Origin of the sequence: Klebsiella sp. Q2 (genome assembly GCF_009900705.1) — a bacterium.
GTDB lineage: Bacteria > Pseudomonadota > Gammaproteobacteria > Enterobacterales > Enterobacteriaceae > Klebsiella > Klebsiella quasipneumoniae.
On record NZ_JAAABE010000003.1, the window covers coordinates 580,828 to 592,651 of the forward strand.

Here is an 11,824-nt window from a genome sequence, read left to right on the forward strand (position 1 = left end):
TTTTGTGAACCAGATAGGCAATTATGGAAAGCGCTTTCCATTGGTGGATGTACATTTCCATTTTTGATCCGTAAATTTCCCCTCCGTTATCGGTTCGTGTTAACAAACATAACGTGGGAAAAAAATAATGATAAAGCTGAAACACTCAATACCTCTGGCTCTCCTCTCGCTGGCCGGGACCAGCAGCCTGGCCTGCGCCGATCCGAAGTATGATTTTGCGCTGCATGGCTATATTCGCTCCGGGATCCTTGCCAATTCTGATGGCAACCGCGCGGACTCCGTCGGCCTGATGCCGGACGGCAAGTGGCGACTGGGCAACGAAGAAGACACCAAGATTGAATTGATCCCCACCGTAACGCTGACGGCGGACAGCGGCGTGGTGGCGAAAGTGCAGGCCAACCTCACTCACCAGTCGAAATGCACCTCCGACTGGAACTGTCAGGATGACGATGGCCATGATGTGCAGTTTCGTGAAGGGTTCGCCGAGCTGAGCAATCTGGATTTTGCGCCGGAGATGACCTTCTGGGCCGGTAAGCGCTACAGCAGCTCCAACACTTCCAGCCATCAGTTTGACTGGGAGTACATTCAATACAATGGCACCGGCGGCGGCTTCGATAACATGGATCTGGGCTTCGCCCGCTTCGACGCCGGGGTCTACGCCTTTTCGCCCACCGATGAAACCAAAGCCTACCCGGTGGATAAGGGAGATCAGGGCTACCCGGATGATTACTCCCTCAACCTGTGGCTGAAAAAGATCGCCGGGACAGGCTTCGATCTGGAGCTGATCGGCCACCACATGAACCGTAACGAAAAGCATCCGACTTCCGCCGAAAAGGGCTATGGCGTGACCGGTATTTATAACTTTGACGGTTTCTATGGCCTCACCGGGGGGTACTCCCGCCTCGCATTGCAGTACGGCAAAGGGCTGGCGGCGGGCGACTCGCTGGGTAAAAACGGCTGGGGCTGGGCCAATCTGGAAAACACCCAGTCCTGGCGGGTGGTGCTGGATAGCGTGGCCTCGATGGGCGATCTGGAAATCTCCACCTTCGCCTTCTGGCAGAAGGATAAAAACTACCGCTGGTGGACGGAAGATGACAATGGCTGGGGACGCTCGATGTGGGCCGCCGGTATCCGCCCCTATCATCAGATCACCCGCAACTTTGCCATGCAGTACGAGCTGGGCTACGAATACCTGGATGACAAAAACTACAAAGGGGTTAACGGCAAAGGCAAAGGCGGCCTGACCAAAGTCACCGTTGCGCCAACGCTGACCTTTGACTCCGGCTTCTGGGCGCGCCCGCAGCTGCGTTTCTTCGTCACCTACGCGAAGTGGGACAAAGGTGTCTCCGATGCGCTGGACGGCAACTACAACTGGGATACCAATACCATCACCGCCGGCGGTTATTCCCGCAGTGGCTCAACCGACACCGTTAACTTCGGCGTACAGGCCGAAGTCTGGTTCTAAGGAGAGACAGCGATGAAGCCGATGAAAAACCTGCTGCTAATGGGGCTGCTGTCCGCGCTGGGGGCCGGCGGGGCGCTGGCCGCCGAGCGCTCGCATTTTGAACACTTTATCACTCGCGACGGCGCCGCTCTCAAGGATGGCGATAAGGTGTTTCGCTTCGCCGGGATCCACGCGCCGGAGCTGCACCGCATTGAAGACGACGCCCGCGGCCCCTGCAGGGCAGACCCGCGCGGCTGGGGGCAATACTTTAAATGGCCGACGGCCCAGGAGCAGCAAAACTGGATCCAGGCGATGGTGCAAACCGGGGCAAAAGCCCAGCGCGTCTACGTGCTGTCGGTGCAGCAGGAGTTTGACAAGGCCTGCGGCCGCGAGACCCATATTCTCGCGCCGGAAACGGCGGACGGCATGCCGCGGCTGAATGAGAAAGCCATGCGGGTGTATGACAACATGATTGCCGAAGCGGATAAACAGGGATTGCGACTGATCCTGCCCTTTATCGACCACTGGTGGTGGTGGGGCGGGCGCGAGCAGCTGGCGGCGTTCTACCACGAAAAAGCGGAAGACTTTTATCGTACCGATAGCAAGACCTTCAAAGCCTATCTGGATGTGATCCGTCAGGTCATCACTCGGACAAATACCGTCACCGGCCGCGCCTATTTTGATGAGAAGGCGATCATGGCCTGGGAGACCGGTAACGAGCTGGAGGATACCAATGCCGATTTTCTGCAGCAGACCGCGGCGTGGATTAAAAAGTGGGCTCCCAACCAGCTGGTGATGGATGGCACCTATAAGAAAATCAATTCTTTTGCGTTGACTGACCCCAATGTGGATATCGTCAGCAATCACTATTACACCAACGCCGATAATAACCATCCCGGGCAGGTGACGCAGGATCTACGCGCCGTCGGCGGGCAAAAAGTCTATCTCGTCGGCGAGTTTGGCTTGCTGCCGGCGGATCAGCTGAACGCCATTATGCAGTCGATTGTTCACAGCGAGGTCAACGGGGCGCAAGCCGCCGGGGGGCTTATCTGGGGCTTCCGCGGCCATCGTCACGACGGCGGCTTCTACTGGCATAAGGAGTCGACCGGACACTACAGCTACCACCTGCCGGGGTTTGCAAAAGAAGGCGAAGCGAACCAGGAGCAGGCGGTGGTCGATCTGGTGCGCACCGCCGCAGCGCAGATGGCCGGACAGCAGAGGATGGCGCCGCTGCCGAAGCCGGACGCGCCTCTGCTGCGCGAGACCACCTCGCCCTTCGCGATCAACTGGATGGGTGCCGCGGTAGGACGTAGCTACGATGTCGAACGCGCTGGCTCGCCGACCGGGCCGTGGACGGTGGTGGGCCGGGATATATCCGATGGCGTTAACGAATGGAACCCGGAAACCATGGTTCTGTTCCGCGACGATTATCGTCAGCTTCAGCTCGGGCGGACGTACTACTACCGGGTGACGGCGAAAAACGAGAGCGGTCGTTCTGCCCCTTCCAATGTGATTAGCGTGAAGCATAGTGAGGTGAATCAGCCGCCGGCTATCACGCTGGAACCCGCCTTAACTACCACTCAGGATCAGGGCGTCGAGCTTACGGCCAACTGGCAGGACGATGGCCTGCCGTCGCGAGAGGTGAAAGTGGGCTGGCAGCACGCCGGCGACGGACAGGTACATTTCTGCCATGCCGATCGGCCGCAAACCCGGGCCTGGTTCACGGCGCCAGGCACCTATGCGCTGACGTTCACTGCCGACGATGGGCTGCTGAAAAGCAGCAAAACCGTGACCGTGACGGTGGGCGAGGCGACGGGGAAGGCGCCGGCGGATTTCTGTCGTTATCACGGCAAAGTCTATGGCGTGGCTGAGGGGCGCCTGACGGTAATGAAGAGTGATAAAGACGCGCTGGCAGTTGGCGAGGACGGTTTTCTCGGCCCATTTGCCAGCGAGGGGGATAAGATCAGCTGGCAGGTGCAGGCGCCGTGGAGCGGTCAGTTCCAGCTCAACGTAACCTTCAACGGCAAATGGGGCGGCAAGCAGAACTCCTTTGTCGTCAACGGGGGCGCTCCGCAGGCCGTGGCCTTCCCGCAGACGGATGAGCAGGGCCAGCAGCTGCGGATACCCGTAACGCTGAAAGCGGGGAGCAATCAGGTTGACTTCGGCCGCTTCGCCGGCGACTGGGGCTATATGTTTATTAAATCGATCGAAGTGGTCGCGGAGTAGTACGCTCAGGCTGCGCCAGACGGGCGCAGCCTTTTTTCGAAAGGAGAGGTTATGCAGCAGTATCAGTTTCCGCAAGGGTTTCTGTGGGGGGCGGCGGCGTCCGGCCCGCAAACGGAAGGGGTCACCAATAAGCGCCATCGTTCCATCTGGGACAGCTGGTTTGCTGAACAGCCGGAGCGATTTTATCAACAGGTAGGGCCGCAAACCGTGTGTGATACTTATCATCAGTATCCGCAGGACGTGGCGCTGATGAAACAGACCGGCTTCAACTCGTTTCGAACCTCGATTCAGTGGTCACGACTGATCGCGGATTTTGAAACCGGCGCGCCGGACCCGGACGCGGTGCGTTTTTATCACGCCTATCTTGATGAGATGATCGCCAACGGCATTGAGCCGATGATCAATCTCTACCATTTTGATATGCCGGAGGTGCTGCAGAAACAGTACGGTGGCTTTGAATCGGCGCACGTAGCAGAGCTGTTTGCCCGCTTTGCCCGCACCGCCTTTAACCTGTTTGGCCATAAGGTTAAATACTGGATAACCTTCAACGAGCCGATTGTACCGGTTGAGGGAGGCTACCTGTACGACTTCCACTATCCGTGTAAGAAAGATGGCCGTCTGGCGGCGCAGGTGGCGTTTAACATTATGCTGGCGCATGCCAAAGCGGTAACGGCTTATCGTGAACTGGCGCTGGCGGGCGAGATCGGCGTGGTGCTCAACCTGACTCCGAGCTATACGCTCACCGACAGCGACGCGGATAAAAAGGCCGCCTGGTATGCCGACCTGTTTTTTAACCGCAGCTTCCTTGACCCGCTGGTAAAACATGAATTCCCTAAAGCGCTGTGCGAGATCCTCGCCGCCCACGACTGCCTGCCGACGACCAGCAAAGACGACGTGGCGTTGATCCTCAGCGCGGAGATCGATTTTCTTGGGGTGAACTATTACGTGCCGCGGCGGGTAAAAGCGCGTGAGAGCGAATATGACCTCGATTATTTCACCCCGGAATACTATTTCGAAAACGCGGTGAACCCGCAGGGCCGCTTTAACCCCTATCGTGATAACAACGAGATCCTGCCGCAGGCTATTTACGACATTGCCGCCAATATTCGTGAAAACTACGGCAATATTAAGTGGTATCTCGCGGAAATCGGTATCGCGATGGATCGACAATCAGAGGGAGAGCCCGGGGCGGACGGGGTCATAGACGATACTTTCCGCATTCAACTGATGGAAGAGCATCTGGTGCAGCTGCACCGCGCTATTGCCGACGGCGCGAACTGCTTTGGCGTGCATCAGTGGACGTTTATCGACAACTGGTCGTGGATCAATGCCTTCAAACGGCGCTACGGCTTCTGGCGACTGGATCTGGATACCGGCGAGCGACAGATAAAACGCAATGCGCTGTGGTTTGCCGAACTGGCGACCAGCAACGGTTTTACCCGCGACAAATAGCGCGCTGCGCCAGCGCTCCCTCCTGGCGGCGCGCAAAGAGGGAGCGTGCGAGGCTACACCAGTTCGTCTTTATTAATGCCCAGCCGCTTCATGCGCGACAGGAGCGTGGTGCGCTTCAGCCCCAGCCGCTGGGCGGCGCCCTTCGGCCCGGCCACCACGCCGTTGCTCTCCTTCAGCACCCGGACAATCAGTTGATATTCATCTTCGCCTTCCTCAGGCAGGACCTCTGGCGACCGCGGAGGCTCGACGATATCCCGCTCCGGCAGGGAGAGCTGCAGCACGTTGCCGCGGGTCAGCAGGACCGCCCGTTCGATGACGTTTTCCAGCTCGCGCACGTTGCCCGGCCACTCCATGCGCGTCAGGGTGCGCAGGGTTTCCGCCGGGATGCTGTCGATATTGCGTCCCATGCGGCGGGCGATTTTGAAGGTAAACGCCTTCACCAGCAGCGGGATGTCGTCGGGACGCTCGCGCAGCGGCGGCAGGTGGATCGGGAACACGTTGAGCCGGTAGTAGAGATCGCTGCGGAATTCCCTGTCGATAACCATTTGCTTGAGATCGCGGTTGGTGGCGGCGATCAGTCGGACGTCGGTCTGGATCAGCTTGTTGCTCCCCAGGCGTTCGAACTCCTGCTCCTGGAGGACGCGCAGCAGCTTGGGCTGCAGCTCCAGCGGCATATCGCCCACTTCATCAAGGAACAGGGAGCTTTTGTCCGCCAGTTCGAAGCGGCCGATACGCTGGGCGCTGGCCCCGGTAAACGCGCCGCGTTCGTGGCCGAACAGATCGCTCTCCAGCAGCCCGGCGGGCATCGCGGCGCAGTTCATCTTCACCATCCGCCGACTGTTTCGTCCGCTGAGGTTATGAATGGCGCGGGCGATAAGCTCTTTACCGGTGCCGGTTTCGCCGAGGATCAGCACGGTGCTGTCGCTGTGGGCCACCATCTCGACCTGCTTGAGCACATTGTTCATCGCCTCGCTGCGGCCGATGATCTCCCCGAATTCGCTCTCGACATTGTTGAGCTGCTCGGTGAGGGCGAGGTTCTCATCCACCAGTCGCTCTTTCAGGCGCTGAATTTCGCGGTAGGCGAGGGCGTTATCGATAGCGATCGACACCCGCTCGGCGATCTGCCGCAGCAGCTTGAGATTGGTGGTGGTAAACACCTGTTCGTCGCACTGCGCCAGCTTCAGCACGCCGAGCAGGGTGTTGCCGGACATCAGCGGCAGCAGGCACAGGGTCTGGATCTTGTTGCCCCACATCTCGAAGAGCATTTTCTCGTACGGCGCGAGAGTGTCATGCTCGTGCAGGTTAAGCAGCAGCATCTCTTTGCTTTTGAACACCCGCTCGGTGAGGGTGCCGGCTTCATCCACCTCGCTCTGGTCGTGAACCGGATGGCTGGCGTCAAGATAGTGGGTGGAATAGATGTTGAGCTTCCCTTTGCGGTTGCTGCGCAGCACTACGCTGATGGCATCGATCCGGAAGTAGCGATGGATCTCTTTCGCCACCTCGCTGACCAGCTCGTCGATATCCAGACGCGAGAGGACCGCGTTGGTGATCGCCACCAGGATGCGAAAGTTGTCGCGCTCGTGGCACAGCAGATCGTAATCGACGTTGTTGCTGACCCGGTTCTGAATCTGCTCGGTGACCACGGCGACGATCTGCGCGAAGGTATGCAGCCGCTGGAACTCTTTCTCGCTCCATGGCCGGTTGTCACGACGCAGAAATTCGCAACCGCCGAAGATCCGCCCGTCGGCCGCCAGCGGCAGCAGCGAGTAGTACCCGAACGGGCGATAGATCCCGCTGCGGATAAGCTGCGGCCAGGTGTCGGCAAAGGTCTCATGATCGCAATGCAGGGCATCCGGCCGGGAGAGTAAGCGGCGTACAGGGCCGTGGGCGAGCACGGTTTCATCTTCGTAGCTCACCGGCTGGCCTGCCTCATCGCAGGCGTATCTGGCCGCGCGGTGGTTGCCTGCGTTCCACAGGATAATGGCCGCTTCGTCGGCCAGCGCGGACTGTTGCACCAGGCGGGTCAGGGTTTCGCTCAGCGCAGCCAGATCGGGCTGCTGTAATAAAAGCCGGGTGATATCAAACAGACCCTGCTGGCCGAGATCGCTCATCGGTGTATACGACATGGCTTACATCCAAAACGCGCCGGCAACGCGGCGCATAAGAAAATGATGGTACAAATAATAGTATGTTAATAAGGCGGTTGTGACCGCCGTTAACCCATCCGTGGGCGCCCGCTGGTTTGGGCGGGATACTCATGCTGGCTTTTCCCGGCTTACGCTGCGCTTAGCCGGGCTACAAGTGCGCGGAGTTTTGTAGCCGGATAAGGCGCCAGCCGCTATCCGGGCCCCGACGCCGTCGTTAACAAATTCTCGGCAGCGGCTCGGCGTGGGGAAGATCGAGCGTCCGCTTCACGCCGTACAGCCCGACGGAACGCACGCCCGGTCGGGCGACCACCTCGCCGATTATCGCCGCCTCGCATCCCAGGGCGTGAGACCGTAGATGCGTCAGCACATTTTCCGCTTCTTCGCGGGCGACGGCGATCACCAGCTTGCCTTCATTGGCGAAGTTCAGGGCGTCCAGCCCGAGCAGCTCGCAGACCCCGCGCACGGTGTCGTTGACCGGCAGCTTCGCCTCGTGCAGTTCAATGCCGCAGCCGCTGGCGACGGCGAACTCATGGGCGACGGCGTTGACGCCGCCGCGGGTGGCGTCGCGCAGGGCTTTTACGCCGCGCAGCGGCCGCAGGGTTTGGATCAGCGGCGTCAGCACCGCGCAGTCGCTGGACAGCGCGCCGTCGAGCCCCATCTGCTCACGCAGATTAAGGATGGTGGCGCCATGATCCCCCAGCGTGCCGCTGACCAGCAGCACATCGCCGGCGCTGATCTGCTGCGTCCCCCAGCGAACGTCCGCCGGGATGGCGCCGATGCCGGCGGTGTTGATAAACAGCTTATCCGCCGCGCCGCGCGGCACCACTTTGGTATCGCCGGTGACGATGGCGATCCCTGCCGCCCGAGCGGTATCGGCCATGCTGGCGACCACCGCTTCCAGGGTAGTCATCTCCAGCCCCTCTTCGAGAATAAACCCGCAGGAGAGATAGCGCGGGATGGCGCCGCTGACCGCCACGTCGTTGGCGGTACCGCAGACGGCCAGCTTGCCGATATTGCCGCCGGGAAAGAACAGTGGGTCAATTACATAGCTGTCGGTGGAGAAGGCGAGGCGATCCCCCTGAGCGGCAAGCGCCGCCAGATCGAGGCGCGCCTGATCCTCCTGCTCCGCCAGCCAGGGGTTGGCGAAAGCCTGCATAAACAGGTCGCCGATCAGCTGCTGCATTGCCTGACCGCCGCTACCGTGGGCTAACTGGACGCTTTTCATGCTTCATATTCCTGACTGCGATATTGATACCAGGCGGCGCAGGCCCCTTCCGAGGAGACCATCAGCGCGCCAAAGGCGCTTTGCGGATTGCAGGTGCTGGCGAAGAGCGGGCACTGGTGCGGTTTACAGCGACCGGTCAACACCTCGCCGCAGCGGGCGCGCGGGTCGTCGCACACGCGCTGCGGCGCCGGGCGGAAATGGGCCTCGGCATCGAAGCGCTGATAGGCCGGCGTGAGGTGCACGCCGGAGTCGCTGATGACCCCCAGACCGCGCCATTCGCTGTCGCCATCAAGGCAAAACACGTCGGCCATCGCCGCCTGCGCCAGCGGGTTGCCTGCATCCGGCACCACGCGACGGTACTGATTTTCCACTTCGCTACGCTGCGCTATTGTCTGCTCAACCAGCATCACCGCGCCTTGCAGTAGATCAAGCGGTTCGAAACCGGCGACCACTAACGGGCGATGATAGTCGCTGGCGATAAAGCCGTAGGCTTCGGTGCCGATCACCATACTGACGTGGCCGGGGGCGAGAAAGGCGTCGATACCGTTGTCCGGCTGATCCAGCAGACTGCGCAGGGTCGGCAGCAGGGTGATGTGCTGACAGAAAAAGAAGAAGTTTTCGACGTTGCGCTCCCGCGCCTGACGCAGGGTGAGGGCGGTGGCGGGCATGGTGGTTTCGAAACCGAGACCGAAAAAGACCACCTCACGCTGCGGGTTTTGCTGCGCCAGCCGCAGGGCGTCCATCGGCGAGTAAACGATGCGAACATCGGCGCCGCTGGCTTTCGCCTGCAGCAGTGAGCCGTTTTTGCCCGGCACGCGCATGGCGTCGCCGAAGGTACAGAAGATCACCCCCGGGCGGCTGGCAATCTCAATGCAGGCGTCGATGCGCCCCATCGGCAGGACGCATACCGGGCAGCCGGGCCCATGAATAAATTCAATATTCTCCGGCAACAGCTGGTCGAGACCGAACTTAAATATGGCATGGGTATGGCCGCCGCAGACCTCCATAATGCGCAGCGGACGCTGCGCGGTGTGCGGCAGCAGATGGGCACGCTGCTGAAGATGGGCCACCAGCTGCATGACCTGCTCGGGGGCGCGGTATTCGTCAACGTAACGCATTATCGCTCCTCGCCGTACAGCAGGGCGCCGACGTCCGGCTCCACGTCAAACATATTTTGCAGCGCCTCGAGCGTATCGAGCGCTTCGTCTTCATTAATCACGCTCATGGCGAACCCGACGTGCACCAGCACCCACTGGCCGAGACGCGGCTGACCCTGGTCGTCAACGGCGCCCACCAGCGTCAGGTCAACGTCGCGCTGAATGCCACAGACTTCCACCTTCGCCAGCACGCCGTCGATGGCGCAAATTTGTCCCGGAATGCCTATGCACATCGTTGCGTCTCCAGCCAGGTGAGCCACTGGTCCATGCCTTCGCCGCTGGTGGCGGAGAGGAGGATAATTTCAATATGCGGATTGACCTCGCGGGCGCAGGCCAGGCATTTATCCACGTCAAAGTTGAGATACGGCAGCAGGTCGACTTTGTTGAGCAGCATCAGGCTGGCGGCGGCGAACATATGCGGATACTTCAGCGGCTTGTCTTCGCCTTCGGTGACCGACAGCACCGCCACCTTATGGCGTTCGCCGAGATCAAAGCTCGCCGGGCAGACCAGGTTGCCGACGTTTTCAATAAACAGAATGCCGTGGTCAGCCAGCGGCAGGCGCGGGGCGGCGTCGGCGATCATCTGGGCGTCGAGATGGCAGCCTTTCCCGGTGTTGACCTGGATCGCCGGAGTGCCGGTGGCGCGAATGCGGGCGGCGTCATTGACCGTTTGCTGGTCCCCTTCGATCACCGCGCAGTCGGCACGCCCTTTCAGCCGGGTGAGGGTTTCGGTGAGCAGGGTGGTTTTGCCGGAGCCGGGGCTGGAAACCAGATTCAGCACCAGCTGACTTTTAGCGGCGAAGCGCGCGCGGTTGCGCGCCGCCAGGCGGTTGTTTTTATCCAGCACGTCGATTTCCACTTCCAGCATCCGCCGCTGGCTCTGGCCCGGGGCGTGAGTCCCCGCTTCGCCATGGCCGTAATGCAGATCGCCCTCTGTCGTGCGGGTGGGGGCGAAGTGGTCAGTTTTGACGCCGGTGATGGTCATCGTCTGGCGTGGGGCGGGCGCGAAGGGGGCGCTGCGGAACGCGGAATGCGGGTTTCGTTCGTCTCCTTCAATATAGAGGTTGCCTTCGCCACAGCCGCATGTCGTACACATAATTTACTCCAATTCTAAACGCTGAATCTGTAAGCCGTCATCCGCCACGATCTGTAGCTGGTCGTTATTGCAGTGCGGGCAGCGGCGGACGTGCTGCGAGACAAGATGGACGTACTGCTGACAGCGTTCGCACCAGCATTCAGCCTGTTGTTCGGCGATATGCAGTTCACACCCCTCCGCCAGCGTGCCGCGGCAGACCAGCTCAAAGCAGAAGGTCAGGGCGCTGGCTTCGACGCAGGAAAATGCCCCGACCTTAAGCCACACGCCGGTCACCCGTCGCGCGCCGGCCTGCTGCGCCTGTTGTTCAATAATTTCCAGCGCCCGCTGGCTGAGGGTGATTTCGTGCATAGTCGCCTCCGTATCGCGATGCGCCTTTTATGCAATAACGATGCCAGAACAGACTCATGGCGGTGGGAAATGTCGATGACGACGCGCCGGGGCTGTCATCGACATGTCGCGTCGGCAGGATATAAATATAAAAACATAATTAAATCAAATAAATAAAATGTGGCACGGAAAATGCTTAAACGGTGCATCTCATGCTACGGAGAAACCGATATGACTATTTGGGAAATAAGTGAAAAGGCGGATTACATCGCCGACCGTCACCGGCAGCAGCAGGAGCAGTGGCATATCTACTGTAACTCGCTGGTTCAGGGGATCACCCTGTCGAAAGCCCGCCTGCATCACGCGATGAGCTGCGCGCCGGACAAAGAGCTGTGCTTCGTGCTGTTCGGCCATTTTCAGGTGTTCGTCGCCCTGGCGGAAGGCTTCAACAGCCACACCATCGAATACTACGTCGAAAACAAAGGCGGCGGTGATAAGTATCTGATTGCTCAGGCCACGCTCGCCGCGGATGGCACGGTGGACGGGCGGATCAGCAACCGCTCCCGCGACCAGGTGCTGGAGCACTATCTGGCGATTATCGCCACCGTCTATGACCGTCTGTACGACGCCATGGAGCAAGACCAACCGGTGGACTTAAGCCATCTGGCTCTGACCCACTGATCGCAAGGTGTCGACATGTGTCGAAAATGACACCTGCGCAACCTGATTTCGTCAAAAGTGACTTTCACC

General features: G+C 60.0%; 10 protein-coding genes. 4 read left to right on the top strand and 6 right to left on the bottom strand.

What is annotated here, in order from left to right; translation table 11 throughout:
- The first annotated feature begins 127 nt into the window (after positions 1-127).
- From GT756_RS14560 to GT756_RS14570, 3 genes are read left to right on the top strand one after another with little or no spacing between them, the layout of a single operon-like run.
- Entirely contained in the window at positions 128-1,465 is a 1,338-nt protein-coding gene (locus tag GT756_RS14560; RefSeq protein WP_160124864.1) for a carbohydrate porin, read from the top strand.
- Positions 1,466-1,477: 12 nt separating this feature from the next.
- Entirely contained in the window at positions 1,478-3,670 is a 2,193-nt protein-coding gene (locus GT756_RS14565) for a CBM35 domain-containing protein (RefSeq protein WP_043520719.1), read from the top strand.
- A gap of 51 nt (positions 3,671-3,721) precedes the next feature.
- Positions 3,722-5,122 (top strand): glycoside hydrolase family 1 protein, encoded by a 1,401-nt coding sequence (locus GT756_RS14570; RefSeq protein WP_048325496.1) that lies wholly within the window; start codon positions 3,722-3,724, stop codon positions 5,120-5,122.
- 53 nt (positions 5,123-5,175) lie between these two features.
- Here the strand turns inward: GT756_RS14570 and flhA are convergent, their stop codons facing one another.
- The 6 genes from flhA to hypA all read right to left on the bottom strand — a co-directional run bounded on the left by flhA (position 5,176) and on the right by hypA (position 11,095).
- Positions 5,176-7,248 (bottom strand): formate hydrogenlyase transcriptional activator FlhA, encoded by a 2,073-nt coding sequence (gene flhA / locus GT756_RS14575; protein ID WP_004205639.1) that lies wholly within the window; start codon positions 7,246-7,248, stop codon positions 5,176-5,178.
- Between the two features lie 235 nt (positions 7,249-7,483).
- The gene (gene hypE / locus GT756_RS14580) at positions 7,484-8,494 is read right to left on the bottom strand and encodes a hydrogenase expression/formation protein HypE (protein WP_043520715.1); all 1,011 of its coding nucleotides are present in this window, start codon (positions 8,492-8,494) and stop codon (positions 7,484-7,486) included.
- Positions 8,491-9,612, bottom strand: a complete 1,122-nt coding sequence (gene hypD, locus GT756_RS14585) for a hydrogenase formation protein HypD (protein ID WP_023318991.1) — start codon at positions 9,610-9,612, stop codon at positions 8,491-8,493. Before hypD ends, hypE begins: the two co-directional genes overlap by 4 nt.
- Entirely contained in the window at positions 9,612-9,884 is a 273-nt protein-coding gene (locus GT756_RS14590; RefSeq protein WP_062913540.1) for a HypC/HybG/HupF family hydrogenase formation chaperone, read from the bottom strand. The genes hypD and GT756_RS14590 overlap by 1 nt, the downstream gene beginning before the upstream one ends.
- Positions 9,875-10,747 carry a hydrogenase nickel incorporation protein HypB gene (hypB, locus tag GT756_RS14595; protein ID WP_065878711.1) on the bottom strand — a complete coding sequence of 291 codons (873 nt, stop codon included), beginning with the start codon at positions 10,745-10,747 and terminating at the stop codon, positions 9,875-9,877. The genes GT756_RS14590 and hypB overlap by 10 nt, the downstream gene beginning before the upstream one ends.
- A gap of 3 nt (positions 10,748-10,750) precedes the next feature.
- Positions 10,751-11,095 carry a hydrogenase maturation nickel metallochaperone HypA gene (gene hypA / locus GT756_RS14600; RefSeq protein WP_004205644.1) on the bottom strand — a complete coding sequence of 115 codons (345 nt, stop codon included), beginning with the start codon at positions 11,093-11,095 and terminating at the stop codon, positions 10,751-10,753.
- A gap of 210 nt (positions 11,096-11,305) precedes the next feature.
- On the opposite strand from hypA, the gene hycA reads away from it, so the two are divergent.
- Positions 11,306-11,755 (top strand): formate hydrogenlyase regulator HycA, encoded by a 450-nt coding sequence (gene hycA, locus GT756_RS14605; RefSeq protein WP_004205645.1) that lies wholly within the window; start codon positions 11,306-11,308, stop codon positions 11,753-11,755.
- The last annotated feature ends 69 nt before the right edge of the window (positions 11,756-11,824 follow it).

Bases quoted from the DNA above. Each gene is read 5' to 3' on its own strand.
- GT756_RS14560 (WP_160124864.1), top strand. From the start codon at position 128: ATGATAAAGCTGAAACACTCAATACCTCTGGCTCTCCTCTCGCTGGCC.
- GT756_RS14565 (WP_043520719.1), top strand. From the start codon at position 1,478: ATGAAGCCGATGAAAAACCTGCTGCTAATGGGGCTGCTGTCCGCGCTG.
- GT756_RS14570 (WP_048325496.1), top strand. From the start codon at position 3,722: ATGCAGCAGTATCAGTTTCCGCAAGGGTTTCTGTGGGGGGCGGCGGCG.
- flhA (WP_004205639.1), bottom strand. From the start codon at position 7,248: ATGTCGTATACACCGATGAGCGATCTCGGCCAGCAGGGTCTGTTTGAT.
- hypE (WP_043520715.1), bottom strand. From the start codon at position 8,494: ATGAAAAGCGTCCAGTTAGCCCACGGTAGCGGCGGTCAGGCAATGCAG.
- hypD (WP_023318991.1), bottom strand. From the start codon at position 9,612: ATGCGTTACGTTGACGAATACCGCGCCCCCGAGCAGGTCATGCAGCTG.
- GT756_RS14590 (WP_062913540.1), bottom strand. From the start codon at position 9,884: ATGTGCATAGGCATTCCGGGACAAATTTGCGCCATCGACGGCGTGCTG.
- hypB (WP_065878711.1), bottom strand. From the start codon at position 10,747: ATGTGTACGACATGCGGCTGTGGCGAAGGCAACCTCTATATTGAAGGA.
- hypA (WP_004205644.1), bottom strand. From the start codon at position 11,095: ATGCACGAAATCACCCTCAGCCAGCGGGCGCTGGAAATTATTGAACAA.
- hycA (WP_004205645.1), top strand. From the start codon at position 11,306: ATGACTATTTGGGAAATAAGTGAAAAGGCGGATTACATCGCCGACCGT.